This window comes from Sinanaerobacter chloroacetimidivorans, from assembly GCF_018128545.1.
Lineage (GTDB): Bacteria > Bacillota > Clostridia > Peptostreptococcales > Anaerovoracaceae > Sinanaerobacter > Sinanaerobacter chloroacetimidivorans.
Window position 1 is genome coordinate 264,541 of sequence record NZ_JAGSND010000004.1, and the last position, 23,349, is coordinate 287,889.

Consider the following 23,349-nt stretch of genomic DNA (forward strand, 5'->3'; position numbering starts at 1 on the left):
AATGAGCAATTTTAAACCAGGTGAATTTAGAATTACAAAAAAGGCTATGGACTTATGGAACCTGCCAAAGGGATCAAAGGTTCTGGACATTGGGTGCGGACAGGGAGAAACCGTAGAGTACCTTGAAAAGGAATACGGTTTTCAAACCTGCGGTATTGACCTTTCCATGGCCAGAATAAAAGAAGGAAAGACCAGAAATCCTGGACTTGATATCAGATATGGGGATGGAGAGTTTCTGGATGAATTTACCTCCTTATCCTTTGACGGTGTATCAATGGAGTGTGTGCTGTCGGTGATCAATCTGCCGGATGAAGCGCTTCATGAAGCGTACTGTGTTTTGAAAAAGGGGGGGAAGCTTTTTCTCAGTGATTTGTACATAAAGGATCCCGATCCGGGATTCCTGAAAGCCCTCCAAAAGGAAGCAGACCAGCATAAAAGCCTTCCTCATAAAGAAGGAGAATGCAATACCGACTGCGCAGATGAACACAAAAACAGGCCGACCAATTTCAGATCCAGCGGGAGATTTGCAAAGGAACCGCTGCTGGAACAGCTGAAGGAAATCGGCTACATCAACATAACATGGGAGGATTGTTCCTTGGAGCTGGATCAATTTGCAGCGGAAAAGCTCATGAGGGACGGTACCCTGGAGGGATGTCTCTGCGACGAGGCAATTCATCCGAAGGATCCGTACAAGACCGGTTACTTTATGCTGACTGCAGAAAAGCCGTTGTAGAAATAAATGGAGGTCTCGTAAATGAACCAAGATATTTTTGAGATGAAGATGAAGGGCTATTGCTGCAGTCAGATGATAATGGAATTGGGGCTCAAAAAACTGGATAAAGAAAATCCTGACTTGATTGCAGCTATGGCAGGTCTTTGCAATGGTGTTTGGCAGGGAAAAATCTGCGGGATCCTGTCTGCCGGGGTCTGCCTTTTGTATTTGGCAGACGCCGAAGAAGCCGGACGGACAAATGCAGATGCATTAAGTGAGTGGTTCTATGATTCTTTTGGAAGCACAGACTGTGATGAACTCATGGAAGGAAATCCCCTGAATAAGATCGAAAAATGTCCTGTCATGCTGGAAGCAACCTTTCAAAAGATCGAGGAGCTTCTAGAATGGGACACCTGATGTTTCGGCACGAATTCAGCATATCATCAAGCAGGCAGATCAAGTGCACTTGTAGGCGTTAGTCTACAAGTGCTTTTTTTTTTATGTGACTTATCGGCAAGCTACCGTAAAGATTAATTGGATTATTTAATTACTTTTACCGCCATGGTTTTAAAGATTGCATAGAGTTCGTCTCCTTTATTAATATTCATTTCCAGCATAGACTGCCTGGTGATAAATATTAGCATGGGGATTCCGACGTTCAGAAACACCTTTGCACTCTTTTCATCGAAAATCAAATCTGTAACCGTACCTTTCATGACGTTTCTCGCACTGCTAACCAAAGGGTTTTTGCTTAAAATGATGTCCTCAGGGCGAACGGAAATTTTAACCCTGCCGTCAAATTCGGTAGAAACATTGATTTTTACATCTTTGATTAACGCATACTTTTCGTTTCCCTCTCTGATGATTTCCGCATCGTAAACATTATCTGTTTTTCTGGTACTCATAATATATAGTTCCAACTGCGACTGGGATACACGGATGCTTCTGCCGATACGATGCGCTTGTATATCTCCTCTTTTTATCATTTCGTAAATGGTATATTTAGAGAGCTTCAGCTTGTTTGCAAGTTCCTCCGGGGTATATAAGATTTCTTCATGCATCCGTTTAATCCTCCTAATTCCTACTGAACCCAACAATATATAACTCTATTATACTATAAATAATTATGAAAGCAATTGACAACTTTCAATGATTACCATATAATTGAAGCAGTTGGTTTTAGTTTGGTTTAATTAGATATAAACCAATATAGAAAGAAGGCGTTTTGTAATGATGAAAAAAATTAGTCTTGTTTTAGTAATTTTAATGATTTTTGCGCTTGCTTTTACGGGATGTGCGGGGAAACCGGAAAAGCCACCTGCAGCGGAAGGCCCAACCGATGAATCTGTTGAAATCAATATTTCGGCTGCTGCAAGTCTGACCGATGCACTGACGGAAATCCAGGCAGAGTATGCAAAAGAAAGCAATGCCGTTTTACAGTTCAATTTTGCGGCCTCAGGAACGCTGCAGAAGCAAATTCAGGAAGGCGCACCTTGTGATCTTTTTATCTCGGCTTCCAAGGCACATATGGATGCCTTGCAGGATGCAGGTCTTATTGTGGCGGATTCCCGCAGGGATTTGCTGGGCAACGCTCTTACCTTGATTGCTGCTGCTGAAAAGGCCGATGCAGTTACACCAGAAGCACTGACAGGCGGTGATGTGACCAGCATTTCCATTGGAACACCGGAGTCCGTTCCGGCAGGCAAATACGCCCAGGAAGCGCTGGAGAACATGGGAATCTGGGATCAGATACAGGATAAACTGATTCTGGCGAAAGATGTAAGACAAGTTTTGGAGTATGTAGATACGGGTAATGTTGATTGTGGTCTTGTCTACAAATCCGATGCTTTGCTGCTCAAAACCGGTGTCGTCATCGGGGATTTGCCTGAGGACAGCCACAGCCCGATTATCTATCCGTCTGCTTTAATTGTGAATTCCGCACAGGCAGAAGCCGCTGCAAAATTCTATGAATTCCTGCAGACCGATTATGCGAAAGGTGTATTTGAGAACTATGGGTTTACAGTTCTTTAAGAGAAAAGGTATAATATAGGAATCCGAATAAACTTTATTGACTCGAATGGTTTGAGGACAGGCCCTCTTTACCGGTCCTGTGAAAGCAAACCAAAATAAGGAGCTTCTCATGTGGTCACCTATTATTCTATCCTTGAAAATCGCAACCATAGCAACTGTTTTTTCCTTTGCACTTGGGGTATTTTTTGCATATATCATCAACAAAAAAAAGATGCCGGGAAAAAATATATGGGAAACCATACTCATTTTACCGATGATTTTGCCTCCGTCGGTTATGGGGTACCTGCTGTTGATTGCCTTTGGAAAGAGGGGATTGATAGGTGGCTTTTTATTGGAGCACTTTGGGATTCAAATCGTGTTCACCTGGATGGGAGCGGTAATTGCCGCCTGCATCGTTTCCCTGCCCCTGATGTATCAAAACGTGAAGGCAGCTTTGGTGAGTATGGACCCCATCTATGAGAAGGCCGCTCAGACGCTGGGAAGCAGTGAGTGGAAAATCTTTCGGACCGTTACGTTCCCTCTTGCCTGGCCAGGGATTATCAGCGGAATTGTGCTTGCTTTTGCCAGAGCCATTGGTGAATTCGGCGCAACATTGATGATCGCTGGAAATATCCCGGGGAAGACCCAAACGATACCCACTGCCATCTATTTTGCGGTGGAATCCGGAAACACCCAACTGGCAAACCGTCTGGTTCTGATTATGACCATTTTCAGCTTTGTTTTAATCCTGGGGTTGAATACCTGGCTGAAGAGGATCAATTATATTGGAAAGCAGGGCTGAGGCTGATGAATACGTATTTTAATATAAAAAAGAAGTTGGAACATTTCTCAATTGATATTGAATATGAATTTGAAAAGGGTGTTCTCGTGATCCAGGGAGAATCAGGTGCCGGAAAGACAACCATACTGAACTGCATCTCAGGACTGCAGACGCCTGATGAGGGAAGGATTGCTTTTGAGGATACAATGGTCTTTGATAAAGAGGCTGGGATCAATGTTCCGACGAGACTGAGGAATATCGGGTATGTCTTTCAGAATTACGCCTTATTTCCTAATATGACCGTACAGCAAAACATTGTATACGGTATCAAAAACAGGCCGGAGTATAAGGATAAAGATAAAAAATCAGAACTTGTAATGTATTCGGAATACATTATGGAGACCTTCGGTATCGCTCATCTCAAAAGAAAATATCCAAACCATATCTCAGGCGGTGAAAAACAAAGAGTGGCTCTCTCCAGAGCGATTGTGACAAAACCCCGGCTGCTGCTTCTGGATGAACCTTTTTCAGCCCTGGACCAGCAGACGAAGGAGATCGTTTACAAGGAGTTTGCTGCATTCAAAGAAAACTTTCAGATACCTACCGTGTTGATTACCCATGATGCTATGGAAAGTGAGATGTTTGCTGACCGTAGAATCGTCATCAAAGATGGTAAAATTATTGAGAAGCTGTTATAGCGTATACCAAAAACGCTGTTGTAGTAAGAAGCTGTTCTAGCCAGAAGCTGTTACAGCTTCTCTTTTTTTCTATTTGGGTTTGGAAAGCAGCTGCTGATTATGGTATAATAGCTTTAGTAAATTTGTTAAAAATCCCACTGGTTCAAATAATAAGAACGGGATTACTGTCAGCATCCACGGAGAAACGATTAAAGTAAGGGCGGGACATGGAACAAAATAATTCAAAGCTATGTGGAATCATTCTAACCGCAGGACTTTCCTCAAGGATGGGAAGCTTCAAACCTCTGCTGCCCATCGGAAGGAAATCTGCCTTGGAGCATGTGGCGGATACGGTAAGGGAAGCCGGAATTTCCCGCATCATAGCAGTGACAGGATATCAAAAAGAGCAGTTAGAACCGCTATTGTTGTTGAAACAAATAACCGCTGTCTATAATGACCGGTTTCGGGAAGGAATGTTCACCTCCATACAGAAGGGTATCGAAGCAGCCGGGGAGGATGCGGAAGGTTTCTTTCTTTTTCTTGTGGACTGTCCACTTATACCGTCAGCGGTGGTTACAGAACTTTTGAGGGAGCATTACAGCCGGCCGGATTGTTTTCTTGTACCCTGCTATCAGGGGAAAAAGGGGCACCCCCTTTATATACCGGCCTGCTACAGGGAAGAGATCCTCTCCTACCATGGGGAAGGCGGGCTGAAAGCAATTACCTCAAAATATGAGGACAAGCTTATAAAGCTTGAGGTTAAGCAGGAAGCAGTGGTCTTGGATATGGATACGGAAGAGGGATACCGGGAAGTCCTGGACTTCTATGAAAAGCAGATGCAGAGACCTCAGTCCTTCGATGAAGAAGATCCGAACCGGTGGAGGAACCTTTTAGGCGATAGGAGACTGTTTCTTGTCCGCCATGGAGAAACACAGCAGCACCGTGAAAAGATACTGCTGGGGCAAAAGGACATTCCTCTTTCTGAAAAGGGAATGGAACAGGCAAGGCTTGCGGGACAGGAACTTCAAAAGCAGCAGATTCATACAGAACACATTTATGCCAGCGATTTGACAAGGACGGTACAAACTGCGGAAATCATCGCCGACATCCTCGACAGCAGGATCATCAAGGTGCCGAGCCTCAGAGAGATGTCTCTGGGTGAATGGGATGGCTGCTACATCAGCGAAATTAAGGAAAAGTACCCGGAGGAATTTAGAAAAAGAGGAGAAAACCTTTTAACTTATAAATATGGTAACAACAGCGAAAATTTTTATGATCTTCAGTATCGGGTCTTGAAAGGATTTCAAACGATCTTAGAGTCCGATGAACAAGAAGATATCATCATCGTTGCGCATGCAGGTGTAATCAAAGTGATTGTAAGCAATCTTTATCATACGGAATTAGAGAAGGAGATACGTGAAAAAATCCCCAATGGTGGTATTACAATGGTGTAAACCAAATGGGAACAAGCCAAAAAACAATCAATAATGCAATGGAGCAGGAGGTTACAACAATGAAAGAGGTTTCGGTGCAGGATGCGGTGGGCATGGTGCTCGCACACGATTTAACCCAGATTATTCCGGGCGAATTTAAGGGAAGCAAATTTAAAAAGGGGCATATCATCCAAAGCGAAGATATTGAGATCCTTTTAAGTATGGGAAAACAGCACCTTTACGTAGTGGATAAGGAAGAAACCGACGTCCATGAAGATGAGGCTGCAGCCCGGATAGCGGAAGCAGCAGCGGGTAGAGGAATCCGTCTGGTGGCTCCCGGGGAAGGGAAAATAGAGCTGGTGGCGGAATATGACGGGTTGCTGAAGATAAACACTGCCATGCTGGATCAGCTGATTGATCAGGATGAGATTATGTTTGCTTCCATACACGAAAATCAATTGGTGCAAGCAGGTCAAAAGGTTGCAGGTACCCGGGTAATTCCGCTCTTTGTAAATGAGAGTGTCGTGAAGGGTGCCGAAAGAGTCTGTCAGAATGGATCTCTGATTGAGGTGCTGCCGTTAAAGTCTTTAAAGATTGGTCTGGTCACCACCGGGAGCGAAGTGTATTCCGGAAAGATTAAAGACGCTTTCGGCCCGGTTCTCCAGAAAAAGTTCACCGCTCTTGGCAGTACGGTAGTAAAGCAATTATTCGCAGATGACGATGAGCAAATGATTGCCGACTGCATCAACCAGCTTATTGATGAGGGTGTGGATATGATCGGCGTTACCGGCGGCATGTCTGTAGACCCCGATGACAAAACGCCCACCGGAATTCGTGTCGCAGGAGGGCATATTGTCACCTACGGCGCACCTGTTCTGCCCGGAGCTATGTTCATGCTCGCTTACATAGGAAATGTACCGGTGGTAGGTCTGCCGGGCTGTGTCATGTATAGCAGGGTAAGTATTTTTGATCTGGTCGTACCGCGAATATTAGCGGGGGAGATTCCCAACAGAAGAGATATCAAAAAACTGGCTCACGGAGGCCTTTGCCAGAATTGTGAGGATTGTACCTATCCAAGATGCGGCTTTGGGAAATCCTCTTAATTAAGGGATCATTCTTACTTTTGGGGAAGGTTGGAAGACATGGACGACAGCAAACAATCAACGATAGATAAGGTTTTAACCATACTTCATATTTTAAGCCAGGCACCCTTTGAATATAAAGTTGCACAGGTGAGCGCCGCTTCGGGTATCAATCGTACGACGGTGCACAGAATTTTGAATCTGCTGGAGAAAGATGGCTGGGTCATGCAGAATGAAGAATCGAAAAAATTTAAGGTAGGGCCTATGACCTACCATGTAGGCTCTGTCTATGCCGGCAATTATAACTACGAAAGCAAGATTCTTGAAGTCATAGACAGGACTTCAAAGCTAACTCAGGAGTCGGTGGGTTATGCGGTAAGAGAAGGGGATATGGTCATTTCCCTTTACGAGGTAGAGCTGTATCAGCCGATGAAGATGAATTATAAGCCCGGAATGTTCTATCCGATGAATATGGGGTGCTACGGGAAATGCCTGATGGCCTACCATGATCAAGACCGGGTTAAAAGTTTGCTCAATTCCCAGGAATTTAAAAAGATCTGCCCGAACACCCTGACAAAAACGGAAGAAATCCTTGAAGAATATAAACGTATTAGAGAAGAGGGCTATGTCATCAGTAATGAAGAAAAGGGGCCCAACATCGCCGGAGTAGGCGTTCCGGTGTTTAACGCCAAAGGAGAGGTGAAATCCTGCATTGCATTGGCGTTTATTAAAGGGCCGGATTTTGCAGAGCGCATAGAAAGATATCGGAAAATATTAAGTCAAGGGGCGGAAGAAATATCGAAATACATGCCTTAAAATAATAATATGAAATTGAGTCGAAAAAAGAGGAGTTCAATCAGGATTTGAATCCTCTTTTTTTATGATTTCTATGTTTTTATGATGTTATGTTTATAAAAATCTGCAAATCTTTCTTTGGAATGATTTTCAAAAAAAGGATTGTAAATTTCTGAATATTGCGATAAGATAAATATAATGTTCATACGCTAAACAATGTGTTCATACAATGAACACATTGTGGGGCGAAACAAATTCTTATAAGGAAAGGGTGATGGAGAAGTTCAGTTTTTTTATTTCCACTCAAATAATTTTATAAGGAGGAAACTAGTATGAGTGATTCAACAATGGAAATGAGTTCCAAAGCAAAGAAAAAATTTAAAGTACCCCATGTATACGTTATTTTAATGATTATTGTAGCAATCTGTGCGATCTTTACTTATATTGCACCTGCCGGTGAGTATGCCCGTGTAGAAGGACCCGGAGGCAGAATGATTGTAGACCCTACATCCTTTACATATGTCGACAGAGCCCCGGTAAATTTATTTGGCTATTTACTGTCAGTTCCAAAGGGAATGGCGGAAGTTGCAGAAATTATTTTCTTTATCTTTATTGTCGGCGGTTCTTTCGCAGTGGTACAGGCAACAGGGGCAATTGAAGCCGGCCTTGGAAAAGTAACCAGGGTCATGGCCGGTAAAGAGCGCCTGATCATCCCTATCGTTATGATTCTATTCTCCCTCGGAGGTGCTGTCTTTGGAATGGCAGAGGAAACTTTACCTTTCATTCCTATTATGGTAACGCTGGCAATTGCGTTGGGATTTGACTCCATTACCGGAGCAGCCATCGTACTTGCAGGTGCAGGCGCGGGTTTTACCGGTGCTTTTATGAATCCTTTCACCGTAGGAGTTGCACAGGGTATTGCTGAACTTCCGATGTTCTCGGGAATGGGCTTCCGCCTGGCGGTTTATGCTTTAATGATCACCTTGTCTACAACCTTCATTTTTATCTATGCAGGCAAAGTGAAAAAAGATCCGGCAAAAAGCCTGATGTATGATTTTGACAAAACCAGGGACGACGTACTGGATCTCAGCGTATTGAAGGAGTTGACCACAGCTCATAAAATTGTACTGCTGGTGGTAGTGGCTACAATCGGTCTGTTGGTATTCGGCGTTATTCATTACGGATGGTATATTCAGGAAATCTCTGCTTTGTTTCTTGGTATGGCCATTATATCAGGTCTTGTTGGCAGACTTGGTATGAACGGTACCGCTGAAAATCTATTGATCGGAATGTCGAGTCTGGCAGGCGGAGCACTCGTAGTTGGATTTGCCCGTGCAATTCTGGTGGTATTAAACGAGGGGCATATTATGGATACCCTTCTTTTCAGCATCTCAAGTGCCGTTTCCCACTTGCCTTCTATTCTAGCGGCTCTCGGTATGTATATTTTCCAATGCCTGCTGAACTTTATTGTACCTTCCGGAAGCGGTCAGGCTGCAGTTTCGATGCCAATTATGGCTCCTCTGGCAGATCTGGTCCACGTTACGAGGCAGACAGCAGTGTTGGCGTATCAGTTTGGGGATGGTATATCCAACATATTTACACCTACTTCCGGGTATTTTATGGCTGGTCTCGCCCTTGCAAAAATTCCTTGGGATAAATGGGCAAAATGGATTCTTCCGTTAATCCTGATGCAATATGCACTGGGTGCTATTCTGGTTACGGTGGCTCATGCCATGCAGCTTGGACCGTTTTAAAGGAGCAGATCATGTTTGACCTTGTAATTCAAAATGGAGATGTGGCAGACGTTGAAAATCTCCTTATAAAAAAATGTCATATCGGTATCAAAGACGGAAAAATCGCAGCCGTCAGTGAGGCGGAGCTGTCGGGAGATAAGACCATTGAGGCTTCGGGAATGCTGGTGTCTCCCGGATTTGTTGATCTTCACATGCATGAGGATGAACTGAGAAAAGAAGAAGGGAAAACCTATATTGAGGAAGATATCTTTAAAAGTATGACTTTGATGGGTGTCACCACCTGTATAGGAGGCAACTGCGGTATCGGCATGACCGATATGGGTGGGTACCTTTCAGCGGTAGACCGGCAAGGATTAACGGTTAATTTTGGTGCCTATCTGGGATATTCCTCGCTGAGGGAGAAAATTGGCGTGCAGGACAACTATCGCCCTTTAACCCGGGAAGAAAGCGAGGAAGTCAAAATATTGATCAGAGCCGGATTGGATGCCGGTGCCCTTGGAATTTCCTTTGGTCTTGAATATACCCCCGGAAGTACTACCAATGAACTCCTTGAGGCAGCAAAAGTTCTCAGGGAGTATCCGGGTAAACTCATTGCCGCTCATTATCGTAATGATGGGGAGGAAGGGATCGAGGCCATAAAAGAGCTGTTGCATATCAGTTGGGTAACGGGGGTGCCGCTGCAAATTTCACATATCGGAAGCTGTACGGCATTCGGCATGATGGATACCAGTCTCGATCTGCTGGAGAAGGCCAGGTCTATTGGAATCGATGTGATGGCTGACTGCTATCCCTATCATGCATTCAGCACCTATATCGGAACAGCAGTTTTTGACGGCGATTGTTTCGGGCGCTGGGATAAAGACTACAGTGCAATTCTGGTGGCGGAAGGCAAATATGCCGGCGAGTATTGCACAAAGGAGATTTTCCAATACCTTCGGGAAAAGGAGCCGAATACGTTGGTGGTTGCCTTTGTGATGGATGAACAGGAAGTGGAAAAAGCGCTGATTTATCCTTTGGTCATGATCGCCAGTGACGGGCTGATGCATAATGGGCAAGGGCATCCCAGAGGAGCGGGAGCATTTCCGCGGGTACTTTCCCACTATGTGAGAGAAAAAAAGGTTCTTCCGCTGCTCACGGCATTGTCGAAAATGACGGTTATGCCGGCCAAAAGGCTGGGGCTGATGAAGAAAGGTTCGATCCATATTGGAAATGATGCGGATCTTGTGATTTTCAGTCCGGAAAACATTCGGGATAACGCTGATTTCAGCCAGCCCTCTCTGGTACCGGAAGGGATTTCCTATGTGATCGTAAATGGAGAAATCGTTGCAGATCGAGGCCGCTTAACTGATTCAAGGCCGGGAAAAGCCATACGGTTTGGGGTGAAAAAGTGAAAGAAGATTATTTGTCAAAAATCAAACAGGATATCACAGAGGAAAAGCTGATTCGCCTGTTGGAGAAATTAGTAAGCATGCCAAGTTATCCCGGGGTGGAGACCCAGGAAACGGAAGTTGCCCGGTACATTCATGAAGTTTTTTCTGAATCTGGTATTTGCTCAGAGGTGATTCCGGTTATCGACGGCAGGGCCAACGTTCTGGCAAGTTTGAAGGGTACCGGCGGTGGCCGCTCTCTTTTATTGACCGGCCATATGGACACAGTGCCGCCCTATGATATGAAAGAAGATCCGTTCGAAATGAAGGAAAAGAACGGAAAACTGTACGGGAGAGGCGTTGTCGATATGAAAGGGGCGCTTGCCTGTATGATGATGGCTATGATAGCCATTAAAAACTCCGGTATCCAGCTGAAGGGTGATCTGTTCTTTGCAGGAGTCATCGATGAAGAAGATAAGAGTGAAGGTACAAGGGCACTGCTAAAATCAGGATTTCATGCCGATGGAGCCATTGTAGGGGAACCCAGCAGTCTTGAAATCTGTGTCGGACACAGAGGCCTGGAGTGGTTTGAATTTGAATTTACGGGCAAAGCAGTGCATGGCGGAAAGCAAAAGGAAGGGATCAATGCCATTGAAAAAGCGATGAAGTATATGCACCGGCTGGAGACAGAACTCATACCGCAAATTGAAAAAAGGGTACACCCAATCGTGGGAAGTTCATCCATGAACTATGGGTTGATACGGGGCGGAACACAACCAAGCACGGTTGCAGGGGACTGCATTCTTCAGATTGATCGCAGATGGATTCCAGGCGAAGACTATGGGAATCTTGTTGAGGAGTATCAAAGCTTGCTTGATGCATTACATCATGAAGACCCTGACTTCCAAGGGAAGATGAAGGTGATGGATGTCAGCTTAATGGAAGACGGATTTATTCATGAGGCTATGGAAATAGATCCCGGTCACCCCCTGGTTGCCATCTTGGAAGAAGTTATCTCGGAGGTCACGGAAAAGGCCTCGGTTTTGACTTCATTCCCTGCATGGACAGACGGAGGACTTCTCAGCAGTTACGGCAAAATCCCTACCGTTGTTTTGGGCCCGGGGAATCTGGAGAGCGCCCATTCGGCTGAAGAATCTATAGAGCTTAGTCACTTGGTTCCCGCTGCCCTGATCTACGCAGAAGCGGCGATCCGGTTTTGTTCCTGATGCAATAAAATTTGGATTTATTTACCACAGGTATTACCCCGAAATTTAAATAAATAATTCGAATATATAAAGAGAGACCATGAGAAAAGCGTGATCTCTCTTTTATATTATGATGCTTTTGAAATAGACAAGGATATTTACCAATGGCCGTTCTTATGCAAAGGAGTAAGGAATCAGATGTTCAAATTTAGAGGCAAAGGCAAAGGATTGCAGGAGATAAGAATCTATCTGCTTGGTTTTTTTGTGATGGTTGGCTGGTTCATGCTTACGAGCATTGGCAATGCTTTAACAAGCTGCTGGAGGTAAAAATTTTTTTTTAAAATAATATTGCCTTTTAAAATTCTTCTCCATTTACATTTCTTGTCTCTGATTTCCATTTTACTGTGAGCTGTTTCACCGCCTCGTCGATATCCTTCAAAGGAATTTGATTATAATAAAAAATCAAGGTGGCAGACGGCCCGCAAGGCTCCTCGGTAAAGGTGCTGATGGGCAGGGTGCTGATTCCAAGTTCGGAGGCCTCCCGGCACAGGTGAATATTGGATTTGCTGCTGCGGACATTGATGAGCATATTGACTCCGGAAGAACTGTTGATCGGTCGTATAAAATCAGAACCATACTTGTTCAATGCAGTAAGGGCTGCCTGAAGTTTTTGAGCATACAGGGTTCTGAGTTTTTTTATATTGATTTGGTAGAGCCCCTGATTCATGTAAATAGCAAGGGTCAGCTGTTCCGTCTTGGAGCAGGTCTGGGTATAATCCCTGCTAGACGCATCAAAGATATCGGCCATCTGAGGGGGTAAAATCATATAACTGATTTTAATAGAGGGAAACAAAGTTGAGGAAAAGGATCCCAAATAGACGACTCTGTGACTGGTATCGAGTCCCTGAAGCGAAGGTATGGGTTTTCCAAAATAACGGAGCTCACTGTCATAATCATCCTCGATGATTATACTGTCGTTGGCGGAAGCCCATTCCAGCAATTCGTAGCGTTTTCCGATGGGCATCACATAACCTGTAGGAAACTGGTTTGAAGGATTGACGTAGACTCCGGAACGGATATTGGCCGGAAGCTTGGGTATAGAGATCCCTTCCCGGCCCACGGCAACAGGAGTCATGGCAAAATCCCGGTCACGGAAAATATTTCTTACCGGGAGGTAACCCGGCTCCTCCACCGCCACATGCTTAATCCCCATTTTACTTAATAGTGTACAGAGTTGGCCCATAATCTGCTGGGTACCGGCACCGATCACGATCTGGGAGGGCGTGCTGACCACGCCTCGCGATTGGTAAACGTATTTTGAAATTTCATATCTTAGAGGCGCTTCGCCTTTTGGATCCCCTTCTTTTAAAAGCAAATAGGAATACTCCGTCAGCACTTTATTCAAACATTTTTTCCATTTATTAAAATCGAAACAGGTAGGATCATAGTATCCCTTAAGATCACTGTTGCCTGAAAGATCGTTGATCGTCCATAAAGACTCCTCGCGGATGTTTTCTATCAGAGGTTTCTGAACACTTCCCATTCCTGCCGAAATTTCATTTACATAATAACCGGACTGAGGTTTACTGTGGATATAACCTTCTACAAGAAGCTGATTATAAGCCAGCTCTATTGTGGTTAAACTAAGGTTCAGACTTTTGGATAAAGAGCGCAGTGAGGGCAATTTTTCTGCCGACTCAATCCCGCCTTCAAGTATAGATTTTTTGATATGAGTATACAACTGCAGATATAGGGGCACGGCAGATTGATAATCGAAATCAGGTATGATCGCTTTCATTTCTTAACCTCCTCATTTTATGTAAAACGACATGTCTCTCTTTTTGTTGCTAAATTGTAGTTGAAAAAAATATAATTTTTATTAAAACAGTTTGGGTTAATTTAAACGAATTTCTAATAATGACTTGTACTGTATATATAAAAATATTTATAATTGCATATTTATAAAACTACAATTTAAAAGTATTATAATATAGTAAAGAAAACAAATCAAGAGCATCAGCGACTTTCCTATGGCTTGATAGTAAGGAGTATGAAAATGGAAACGAAAATCAATACAAATAATAAGGTAAATCAATTAGTCCTGACAGGCTTAATGATCGCCATGGTCGCCGTCGTTACGGCGGCAATTCCGATTCCGGCCCCCTTTACCAGCGGTTATGTACATTTGGGAGATGCGGTAATCTTTTTATCGGTGCTTCTTTTAGGATGGAGATACGGCGCAGTGGCAGCAGGCGTAGGATCCGCACTGGCAGACATTTTTACGGGCTACGCTTTTTGGGCACCATGGACGTTGTTTATCAAAGCCGGAATGGCAATTATTATGGGGTTGTTTATAGCGAAATCAATGGAAAAGCAGGGAAAAAGCATATTTGGAGTTCCGGTTTATCAGATGATCGGAATGCTGCTTGGAGGAATTTTCATGGCAGCAGGTTACTATATCGCACAGGGGATTATGTACGGTAATTTTATCGCTGCAGCCCTGGGTATTCCTTGGAACATTGCTCAGTTTGTCGTCGGGCTGGTTATCGCTACTCTCATATCCGGTGCTTTATACAAATCACCGGCGGATAAGCTCTTCGCTTACAGGCCTGCAAGATAACATGAAGGCCGCTTCGATGCCGGGATGATTCCCGATCAGGCAATCATAAACCGGCAGGAACCGGAAATATGAGAAAAATAAACAGGATTTCATAGAAATATCTTCCAAGCATCGAAATAGTATGCTATCTTAATAGCATAGAAAAAGGAAAAGGGGAGATTAATATGAAAGTACTTATATTAAGTATTTCAACGGGACAAGGGCACCATGCAACCGGACAAGCTATAGAGGCTGAATTTCAAAATATGGGGGTAACCTGCAAAACCCTGGACGCTTATGAATATATAGAACCCATCCTGTCTGAGCTTGTCTCAAAGGGGTATTTGCTATCTACCGCCTATGCGAAAAGACTGTCGTCAAAGGTTTATGATATTGTAGTAAAAAAGAATAAACCTGTGAATAAATATTCTGTACCCAAGATCACCAATACCGTTTGGGCCAGAGATCTTAGACACTATATAGACGAGTACGAACCTGATGTGATCATCTGCACCCATGTACTTTCTGCAACACTGGTCAATATCATGAAGGAGAAGAACTGGATCAAAGCTTTGACGGTAGGGATCGTTACGGATTTTACCGTTCATCCTCTCTGGGAGGAATGCCGGCTGATCGATTACTATGTAACGCCGAGTGAGCTGCTGGAATTCCAGATTGCCCGAAAAGGCTTGGAACCCGGCAAAATGCTGCCGCTTGGAATTCCCATCAAACCAAAATTCTCCGATCGTATGGACCGGATGGAAGCAAGAAAGTTATTGGGACTGGATCTTTATAAACGAACCATATTGCTGATGAGCGGAAGCATGGGTTACGGCAAGATTGACGAATCCATTGAAAAGCTGGACAGCCTGGATATCGATTTTCAAGTCATAGTAGTTTGCGGCAATAACAAGCGTATGTATCAAAAGGTATCCGAGCTGCAAACACGTAAGAGATTTGACATCTATGGCTATGTAGACAATGTCGATATCATGATGGATGCGGCAGACTGCATCATCACAAAACCCGGCGGAATTACTTCTTCGGAGGCCATGGCCAAAGGGCTGCCCATGATTATGATCAATCCGATACCTGGACACGAAATGAGAAATGCGGAGTTTATGCTCAATAATGGCCTCGCTCTGTATGCAACAAAGAGCTTTCCCTTAAATGAAGCGGTCTTTTCACTCTTTAAGCATCCCGATCGGATATCCTATTTGAGGGGAACGATTGAGCTTTACGGAAGGCAGCATTCAAGTCAGAACCTTTGTAAATTCTTAGTAAAAGAGGTCCAGGAAAGAGGAATCGCCCTGGTGGAAGAAGCTGAAACAGAATCATAAAGAAAAGATAAACAAAACGCCATGATTTGCAAGGGTTTTTGCTGCAATACCCTGTGCACCATGGCGTTTTTCAATGAAGGCCATTTTTGAGAAGGCCTTTATTTTTTCATGTGAAAATCGATGAGGCCTTCTTTTAGCATGTAATTGGCGGCATAGATTTCATTTTTTAACAGCTTTATGGCCGGCTTTGTCAAAAAGATATTTTTGGTCTCGGGTGTCTCCAGCAGGCTTCTGGCAATGATCAGCGTCAACGTTTTAGAATTAAATGTGGATTTTGCTTTGGAGATTCCTTCCAGAAGCTTGTTGATAAAAGCATTGGAAACAGTTGGATATTCTTGTTCCGTCTTTAAAAGATGGGCATCGACAGCTTCTTTCAGCCGGAGCTGAAAAATGTGCTTTTTATAAATAATACCCGGATCCAGTTCGAAAATCTGACCGGCCAAATCGGCACTTTTGATGCTGCGTTTATCAAAATCACCCTTTACAAAACAATATAAGCTTCCCTCAAAGACCTGAAAGGCCTTCATGGTATCCAGATATCCAAGCCGCATAATTTTTTTAGAATTTGCCTTATCAAAAATCAGAATGTTGCCCAGATCCCAGGGACATCGAATGATTTTAAGATGCTCCGCATCTTTTAAATTTTCTTTCCGGACAATAGCGATGACATCCAAATCCACTGCTATGATATGGGTCGCGCCGCGATCCAATGCCAGGCCAACAGGCAGATTATCCGTAAACCCACCGTCAACATATTTCACCTTGTCGATTTCGTAACTTCTATTGATTGGAAAAACCGAGGCACTTGCTAAAATATAATCGGTAAGTCGTCCCTTGGGAATATCGGATTTCATCAGGTATTTAGGGGTCATTTTAGGTAATTCCACGGTGACCAAACCATATTCTATTTCAGATTGTCTGATTTTATCTTCATGAATGTACTTCTCAAGCATTTCTTTCAGCCCATTGTTACCCAAACCGGAATTGGTGATAATATTTTTCAAATCAGTTTCAAAAACCATGGATGTTTCAAGCTCTACCCATAGGGAAACTGCAAGATCAAAAGCTTCCTGAGCAATCATGGCACCATTGATGGCACCTACGGAGCTGCCTGCAACGATATCGATACGTATTCCAAGTTCCCTTAATGCCTGCCAGACACCTATTTCATATGCACCTCTAGCACCGCCTCCTCCAAGAACCAGTGCGGTTTTTCGATATTCCATGTTTCACCTCATTGTAAATCATCGATTTCGTAAGATTAAAATAAGTAAGGCCCTATAATGGGAGTTCCTTCTCTCAGTATATTTATGATCAGAAACAGAAAGTACAGAAATAGCAGCAGAATTCCCTGCCATCTAAGAAAACCCTTTTTCGAGAAAATACCAAAGCACACAGCAAGGGTAATCAGCAGAAACACCAACGGAAGCTGAACGAGCAAGATACTTCTGTCGTGGGATAATGAGATGGGAGAGATCAGGGCAGTGATTCCTACAACTTGAACAATATTTAAAATATTTGCACCGATAATGTTGCCGACGCCCAGGTTCGTGACCCCTTTCCGGATTGACGAAATGGTTGTGATCAATTCAGGTAAAGAGGTACCCACGGAGGTGAAAATAACAGCCACCAGGATCGTAGGCACTCTCAATATTTCAGCTATTTTAATCCCGTTTACTACTAAGAAGTTTGATCCGACAATCACAAGGCTGATGCCGATTACAAACAAAATTACTTTCCTGATGATTTCCTGCCTGGAAACATCAAAATCATTTTCCACTTCATCATAGGCAAGTCCTTCCGGTAAATCTTTTGAAGGGTCATAATGGCTCTTTACCTTATCTTCATCTTCTATGTCATAACGGATATCCAAATCCATGAGCTTTCTGGCTGACATCACATTTTTCACGATAAAAAGCAACATAATAATAACAAGCAGGACCCCCGGCACCCTTCCGATATTGCCGAAATAGGATCCTGTTAACCAAACCAGCAGCAGCACCCCGATCAGAAAAAAACCGTTTTCTTTAAATTCCCTGCGATTATCAATAACCGGCGTCGCAAAAATCAGCAGAAGAGCCATAATAAACCCGGTATTGACGCCGATAGATCCCAAAGAGTTACCGATGGCCATATCGGTTTCGCCTCTCCACGCCGCAGTGATCGATACAAAGGTTTCCGGCAGGGTGGTACAGATGCTGATAATCGTCACTCCGATTATGATGGGAGGAATGCGAAAAACCTCTGCCGTCCAGACAGCAGAGTCAATGAACCAGTCGCTCCCCTTGATAATCATAACTAAACCTACTGCAAATAACATTCCGTGAAAAAATAAAACCATAAAAAATACCTCACTCTTGTAGTATGTGATTATACCATAAAAAAATCCATTTCGTAAAGAAATATGCTTGAACATTTGTTTCGCTTGGGGCATAATAATAAGAACAAGAGTTCTTTTCGGGCCACTGTGTAATGCCGAAACGGATTTTATTACTTAACAATTCATCAGTATGGAAAGGAAGAGCAGTTCCATGAATAACACTTTTGATAAGCTGAAAATATTAGCCGATGGTGCAAAGTATGATGTGTCTTGCTCATCCAGCGGAGTGGAGAGAAGCAATAACGGCAAAATCGGCAGCTCTGCCGCTGCCGGCATCTGTCATTCCTGGTCCGCAGACGGACGCTGCATATCCTTACTAAAGATCCTTTTCACCAATAATTGTGTTTATGATTGTGAGTATTGTGTAAACAGACGCTCTGCCGACGTTGCAAGAGCTTCCTTTGAGCCGGATGAACTGGCAAAGCTCACCATAGAATTTTATAGAAGAAATTATATCGAAGGGCTGTTCTTAAGCTCTGCCGTAGAAGTTTCTCCGGACCATACGGCGGAACGAATTATGAAGTGCCTGAAATTGCTTAGAGACGAATATGGTTTTTCAGGTTATGTTCACGCAAAGATCATCCCCGGAGTTTCACCTGAAATCCTCCACCAGATCGGCTTACTGGCTGATCGTGTCAGTGTCAATATCGAACTGCCGACCAAGGAAAGCCTGAACCTTCTGGCGCCTCAAAAAAAGCCGAAAGGGATCTTTACCCCGATGAAGCAGATCACCCAGACACTCACCGAGCGCAGACAGCTGAAGGGTGCCGGCACCATGTTTAAAAATCAGGATATTTATCAGATGACAGATTTAAATTACCTAAGCCCGGAAGGTGAAAATGTCACGGCGGGTGACGGCGGTCTTATGGATTTGAACGGTAACTTACCCATAAAAAAAGAGGTACGTAAAAAAGGGAAGGAAAGATTTGTACCAGCGGGCCAGACTACTCAGATGATCATTGGTGCCAGCCCGGAGAGCGACCGGCAGATCGTAAAAATCTCTGAGAGCTTATATCGCACCTTTAAGATGAAAAGGGTGTACTTTTCGGCTTACATTCCGGTTTCCAATTCTCCTTTGCTCCCGACCCCTTTTACCGCACCGCCTCTGGTCAGAGAGCACCGGTTATATCAGGCAGATTGGCTCTTGCGTTTTTATGGGTTTACTGCAGATGAGATCCTGGATGAGAAGACCCCTTTTCTGGATCTTGAGATGGATCCTAAAATTGCATGGGCCCTGCGAAATATCGAAAAATTTCCCATGGAGATCAATAAAGTCTCTGCAGATGATTTGCTGCGTATACCGGGAATCGGCGCCACCTCAGCCATGCGTATCGTAAGACAGCGAAAGATGGCCGCAGTAAAATTTGATGATCTTAAAAAAATCGGTGTTGTCACCAAAAGAGCAAGATATTTTATAACCTGCTGCGGCCGCTATTACGGGGGGAACGATATCGCACCTGAATGGATCAAAAAGGAGATTTCGCTTTCTGATAGTGCCATCCGGAATAAGCTGCTTCCTCCGGAGCCTCAGGTCCAGCTTTCTATGTTTCAGCCCGAAGGCTTTCGGCTGGCAAACACCATGCACCAGGGAGGACTACTTCATGATTGATTATTTGTATGATGGATCCTTTGAAGGACTTCTGACCTGTATTTATTATCATTACTATGAAGAAAAGGCTTCGGGAATCTATCCGAAAGAGCATTATCAGGCATCGCTTCTTGCAGGATTCAAAACCATAGAAACAGATGCTAAAAAGGCTGCCCGTGTTTATGAAGCCATTGAAAGGAAAATTTCCAATTTTGATCTGAGAAGGATTTATCGTGTCTTTCTTTCCAATGACGGGGAAAAGGAAAACAAAATTTTAAATTATGTAAGGCTTGGATTTAAAGAAGGCTCCTGCATCAGCTCGCTTCACAGCAACCCAATTGTCTTTCAGGCCCAGCAGTGCGAACAGAAGGTCTCCTTTGAAGTACACAGACTCTTGGGACTCGTTCGTTTTTCCGTTTTGAAGTATCCGGACGAGCTGTTCGACTTCAAAAGAGAGATCCTGTACTGTATTTTGGAACCGGATCACGATGTGTTGGAACTGATTGCAGATCACTTTTCAGACCGATTGAAAAATGACCCGTTTATTATTTATGACAAGACGAGAAAGAAAGCTGTTTTTGCTCAGGGCGGAAGCTGGTATCTCTCTGATTTTCAAGAGTCTGATCTACCGGAATTATCGGATGATGAAAAGGATTTTCGAAATCTCTGGAAGGAGTATTTTGAAACCATGGCCATCAAGGAGCGGATCAATCCGAGATGTCAGAAACGCTGCATGCCGGTAAGATATTGGAAGAACTTGACTGAGTTTCATTGAATGTTCTCCTGAATATGGTACAATATCTATCATAGAGATTTTGTAAAGATGCATAGCAGAAAGTGACATATGAATATGAATAATGAGGTGGGATCTATGAAAGTTGTTTTCCTTGACCTGAAAACTTTGGGGTATCCGATGAATGTATCCGGTTTATACCAATTCGGAGAAGTTATCCTGTATGATCATGCAGCCGATGCGGATGCCGGTGAAGCAATCGGTGATGCTGACATTGTCATTACCAATCAAAATAACCTCAATGAAGACAATCTGAAGAAGGCTGAGCAATTAAAGCTGATTTGCGAAGCAGGTACCGGATACAATAATATCGACATCGCATACTGTAAAAGCCGGGGAATTGCTGTCACCAATGTTCCGGGCTATGCAGCAAACAGCGTAGCTCAGCATACCTTTGCCATGCTTTTCTATCTGATTTCCCACTCAAGTTATTATGATCAATTTACGAAATTCGGGAGTTACTCCGGGAGTCTGCAAACTCAGCACCAGGGAAGGGAATTCTTTGAACTGGAAGGAAAGACCTGGGGCATTATCGGCATGGGGGAGATCGGAAAGAAAGTAGCACAATATGCACGGGGCTTTGGATGCAATATTGTTTATTATTCCACCTCGGGGAAGAACCTGCAAAGTGATTTTCAAAGGGTTTCTTTAGAAGATATGCTTCGGCTCTCGGATATTTTATCCGTTCATGCTCCGCTGAACGATCAAACCCGCAATCTTATTGGGATGAAAGAACTGCAGCAGATGAAAAGTACGGCATACCTATTAAATCTTGGCAGAGGCGGGATTATCCGTGAAGCGGACCTTTCGGATGCGTTATCGAGCGGCATCATTGCCGGAGCCGGTCTGGATGTGTTTGAACAGGAGCCCATCGATCCTGAGAGTCCTTTACTGAAGATTCCTGACAAGGACAGGCTTTACATGACTCCTCATATTGCCTATGCAAGCGTGGAAGCACGAGAGCGTCTCATGAAAACCATATGCGATAATATTGAAGGCTTTTTTAAACAGGAAAACAGAAACAGAATCGTCTGATAGAAGTAAGGGGTGTAAGGATGAATCAGGATTTGAAGAAAATCATTGACGAGAGTCAAAACATTGTTTTTTTCGGCGGCGCCGGGGTTTCTACGGAAAGTGGAATTCCTGATTTTCGATCGGAGAACGGACTGTATCAAGCCCGGAAGAATTATGGCAGGTCTCCTGAGGAGATGTTGAGTCACAGCTTTTTCATCAGTCATACCGAAACGTTTTATGATTATTATAAGAACAATCTCATCTACAGGGATGTGCTTCCCAATGAGGCCCATAAATCTCTGGCCAAACTGGAGGAACAGGGAAAGCTAAAGGCTGTGGTTACCCAGAATATCGACGGTCTTCATCAGCTGGCCGGCAGCAAAAAAGTATACGAACTCCATGGCTCAGTACTAAGAAATTATTGTAAGAGCTGCGGAGCCTTTTATGATCTGGATTATATTTTGGATCCTGCCCACTGCATTACAAAGGAGGGCAAACAGGGCAGCACTCCTATCTGTGATCAATGCGGCGGTATCGTAAAGCCGGATGTTGTCCTATATGAGGAAGCTTTAAATGACGATGTCGTGAATCAGGCTGTGGAGGCCATTGCAGACGCAGATACGTTAATTGTAGGGGGTACTTCCCTGGTGGTGTACCCTGCAGCCGGATTGCTCAACTATTTCCAGGGAAAGAAGCTGGTGCTGATTAACAAATCGGAGACAGCCTACGATTCTCGTGCTGATTTGGTTATTCATGATTCCATCGGTAATGTTTTAGGTTTTTAAGAGAGGAAAGACAGTATGATATTTGCAACCATAGAATATGAAGGCGGACAGCAGATCTGCTGTGTAGATCAAGTGGGGAAGAGAGCATTCCTTATAGAGCCATTTTTCAGGCAGGATCTCTCAGAGCTTGCAATCGACAGCAACCAGGTGAAAAAAATCCCTTTGACAATGAATGAATTTATTGAAGGTTATTGTGATGGCTGGATTGATGATTTGGCTTTGTTTTTCGGAAGCCATCCCGAGATGGGTATTTCCCTGGATGAGGTAAGGCTGCTGGCGCCCATTCCGGAGCTAAAGCGGAATATCACCTGTTTGGGCAAGAACTATGCGGCTCATGCTGAAGAAATCCACGGAATGACTGGCGGACCAAGTGAAATTCCGACGCATCCCATCTATTTTACAAAGGCGATTCATACGGTGATCGGAACGAAAGAGGAAATCCTGTCTCATGAAAATATCACGAAAAAACTGGACTATGAGGCTGAACTTGCAGTGGTGATTGGGAGAAAAGGGATTGATATCCCCAAAGAAAAAGCAGAAGAGTATATATTCGGATATGCGGTAGCAAATGATGTCTCTGCAAGGGATCTTCAAACCGGGCATGTGCAATGGTTTAAGGGAAAGAGCCTGACTACTCACTGTCCGATAGGCCCATGGATCGTACACAAAAGCGTACTGCCGCTGCCTCTGACACTGGATATCAAGTGCTACGTCAATGAAGAGCTGAGGCAAAGTGCCAATACCGGAGAGCTGATCTTTGATGTGCCATCTATAATCAGCGACCTGTCCAGAGGATATGAGCTGCGCCCCGGAGATATCATACTGACCGGAACTCCCGCAGGAGTAGGAATGGGCTTTGATCCGCCCCGCTTTCTGAAGTCAGGAGATGAAGTCTGCTGTATGATCGAAGGGGTAGGGTCAATCGTGAATAAGGTTAAATAATACTGATTTTTAAGTATTATAAAAAATCAAAAGGAAAGGCGTTAGATAAAAAAGGCATCTGTGAGAAAATCTCTGAAGGAAGCATTGGCCGC

23 protein-coding genes are annotated in these 23,349 nt (G+C 43.9%); 19 read left to right on the forward strand and 4 right to left on the reverse strand.

Features of this window, described 5'->3' with window-relative positions:
- The first annotated feature begins 1 nt into the window (after position 1).
- A complete protein-coding gene (gene trsM / locus KCX82_RS08660; protein ID WP_227018056.1) occupies positions 2-733 on the forward strand; it encodes a DVU_1556 family methyltransferase in 732 nt (243 codons plus the stop codon).
- A gap of 21 nt (positions 734-754) precedes the next feature.
- Positions 755-1,129, forward strand: coding sequence for a C-GCAxxG-C-C family protein (locus tag KCX82_RS08665; RefSeq protein ID WP_227018057.1), 375 nt, complete (start codon positions 755-757; stop codon positions 1,127-1,129).
- Between the two features lie 122 nt (positions 1,130-1,251).
- Here the strand turns inward: KCX82_RS08665 and KCX82_RS08670 are convergent, their stop codons facing one another.
- Positions 1,252-1,773 carry a helix-turn-helix domain-containing protein gene (locus KCX82_RS08670; RefSeq protein ID WP_227018058.1) on the reverse strand — a complete coding sequence of 174 codons (522 nt, stop codon included), beginning with the start codon at positions 1,771-1,773 and terminating at the stop codon, positions 1,252-1,254.
- A gap of 169 nt (positions 1,774-1,942) precedes the next feature.
- Between KCX82_RS08670 and modA the strand changes: the two genes are divergently transcribed.
- From modA to KCX82_RS22955, 10 genes are all read left to right on the forward strand, one after another.
- Positions 1,943-2,743, forward strand: coding sequence for a molybdate ABC transporter substrate-binding protein (modA, locus tag KCX82_RS08675; protein ID WP_319633338.1), 801 nt, complete (start codon positions 1,943-1,945; stop codon positions 2,741-2,743).
- 109 nt (positions 2,744-2,852) lie between these two features.
- The gene (modB, locus tag KCX82_RS08680; protein ID WP_227018059.1) at positions 2,853-3,524 is read left to right on the forward strand and encodes a molybdate ABC transporter permease subunit; all 672 of its coding nucleotides are present in this window, start codon (positions 2,853-2,855) and stop codon (positions 3,522-3,524) included.
- A 5-nt stretch (positions 3,525-3,529) separates the two neighbouring features.
- Entirely contained in the window at positions 3,530-4,201 is a 672-nt protein-coding gene (locus tag KCX82_RS08685) for an ATP-binding cassette domain-containing protein (protein ID WP_227018060.1), read from the forward strand.
- A gap of 206 nt (positions 4,202-4,407) precedes the next feature.
- The gene (locus KCX82_RS08690) at positions 4,408-5,634 is read left to right on the forward strand and encodes a histidine phosphatase family protein (RefSeq protein WP_227018061.1); all 1,227 of its coding nucleotides are present in this window, start codon (positions 4,408-4,410) and stop codon (positions 5,632-5,634) included.
- Between the two features lie 59 nt (positions 5,635-5,693).
- The gene (locus KCX82_RS08695) at positions 5,694-6,716 is read left to right on the forward strand and encodes a molybdopterin-binding protein (protein WP_227018062.1); all 1,023 of its coding nucleotides are present in this window, start codon (positions 5,694-5,696) and stop codon (positions 6,714-6,716) included.
- 39 nt (positions 6,717-6,755) lie between these two features.
- Positions 6,756-7,511: an IclR family transcriptional regulator gene (locus tag KCX82_RS08700; protein WP_227018063.1), complete on the forward strand. Its 756-nt coding sequence runs from the start codon at positions 6,756-6,758 to the stop codon at positions 7,509-7,511.
- Positions 7,512-7,822: 311 nt separating this feature from the next.
- Entirely contained in the window at positions 7,823-9,244 is a 1,422-nt protein-coding gene (locus KCX82_RS08705) for a YfcC family protein (RefSeq protein ID WP_227018064.1), read from the forward strand.
- Between the two features lie 11 nt (positions 9,245-9,255).
- Positions 9,256-10,635, forward strand: a complete 1,380-nt coding sequence (locus tag KCX82_RS08710) for an N-acyl-D-amino-acid deacylase family protein (RefSeq protein WP_227018065.1) — start codon at positions 9,256-9,258, stop codon at positions 10,633-10,635.
- A gap of 11 nt (positions 10,636-10,646) precedes the next feature.
- Positions 10,647-11,837 (forward strand): M20 family metallopeptidase, encoded by a 1,191-nt coding sequence (locus tag KCX82_RS08715; protein WP_227018066.1) that lies wholly within the window; start codon positions 10,647-10,649, stop codon positions 11,835-11,837.
- Between the two features lie 177 nt (positions 11,838-12,014).
- Positions 12,015-12,143 (forward strand): hypothetical protein, encoded by a 129-nt coding sequence (locus tag KCX82_RS22955; protein ID WP_264373234.1) that lies wholly within the window; start codon positions 12,015-12,017, stop codon positions 12,141-12,143.
- A 28-nt stretch (positions 12,144-12,171) separates the two neighbouring features.
- On the opposite strand, the gene pdxR is transcribed toward KCX82_RS22955, so the two are convergent.
- Positions 12,172-13,614, reverse strand: a complete 1,443-nt coding sequence (gene pdxR, locus KCX82_RS08720; protein WP_227018067.1) for a MocR-like pyridoxine biosynthesis transcription factor PdxR — start codon at positions 13,612-13,614, stop codon at positions 12,172-12,174.
- 258 nt (positions 13,615-13,872) lie between these two features.
- On the opposite strand from pdxR, the gene KCX82_RS08725 reads away from it, so the two are divergent.
- The gene (locus KCX82_RS08725) at positions 13,873-14,436 is read left to right on the forward strand and encodes an ECF transporter S component (RefSeq protein WP_227018068.1); all 564 of its coding nucleotides are present in this window, start codon (positions 13,873-13,875) and stop codon (positions 14,434-14,436) included.
- Between the two features lie 164 nt (positions 14,437-14,600).
- Positions 14,601-15,755: an MGDG synthase family glycosyltransferase gene (locus tag KCX82_RS08730; protein WP_227018069.1), complete on the forward strand. Its 1,155-nt coding sequence runs from the start codon at positions 14,601-14,603 to the stop codon at positions 15,753-15,755.
- A gap of 98 nt (positions 15,756-15,853) precedes the next feature.
- On the opposite strand, the gene KCX82_RS08735 is transcribed toward KCX82_RS08730, so the two are convergent.
- Both KCX82_RS08735 and KCX82_RS08740 read right to left on the reverse strand, forming a co-directional pair.
- Positions 15,854-16,981 (reverse strand): patatin-like phospholipase family protein, encoded by a 1,128-nt coding sequence (locus KCX82_RS08735; RefSeq protein WP_227018070.1) that lies wholly within the window; start codon positions 16,979-16,981, stop codon positions 15,854-15,856.
- Between the two features lie 35 nt (positions 16,982-17,016).
- Positions 17,017-18,096 carry a calcium/sodium antiporter gene (locus KCX82_RS08740; RefSeq protein WP_227018071.1) on the reverse strand — a complete coding sequence of 360 codons (1,080 nt, stop codon included), beginning with the start codon at positions 18,094-18,096 and terminating at the stop codon, positions 17,017-17,019.
- 190 nt (positions 18,097-18,286) lie between these two features.
- Between KCX82_RS08740 and KCX82_RS08745 the strand changes: the two genes are divergently transcribed.
- The 5 genes from KCX82_RS08745 to KCX82_RS08765 all read left to right on the forward strand — a co-directional run bounded on the left by KCX82_RS08745 (position 18,287) and on the right by KCX82_RS08765 (position 23,257).
- Complete coding sequence (locus KCX82_RS08745; RefSeq protein ID WP_227018072.1) at positions 18,287-19,744, forward strand: putative DNA modification/repair radical SAM protein; 1,458 nt, start codon at positions 18,287-18,289, stop codon at positions 19,742-19,744.
- Positions 19,737-20,498: a TIGR03915 family putative DNA repair protein gene (locus KCX82_RS08750; protein WP_227018073.1), complete on the forward strand. Its 762-nt coding sequence runs from the start codon at positions 19,737-19,739 to the stop codon at positions 20,496-20,498. Before KCX82_RS08745 ends, KCX82_RS08750 begins: the two co-directional genes overlap by 8 nt.
- 96 nt (positions 20,499-20,594) lie before the next feature.
- Entirely contained in the window at positions 20,595-21,551 is a 957-nt protein-coding gene (locus KCX82_RS08755) for a D-2-hydroxyacid dehydrogenase (protein WP_227018074.1), read from the forward strand.
- A 20-nt stretch (positions 21,552-21,571) separates the two neighbouring features.
- Entirely contained in the window at positions 21,572-22,315 is a 744-nt protein-coding gene (locus KCX82_RS08760; RefSeq protein WP_227018075.1) for an NAD-dependent protein deacylase, read from the forward strand.
- 15 nt (positions 22,316-22,330) lie between these two features.
- The gene (locus KCX82_RS08765; RefSeq protein ID WP_227018076.1) at positions 22,331-23,257 is read left to right on the forward strand and encodes a fumarylacetoacetate hydrolase family protein; all 927 of its coding nucleotides are present in this window, start codon (positions 22,331-22,333) and stop codon (positions 23,255-23,257) included.
- Positions 23,258-23,349 lie beyond the last annotated feature (92 nt).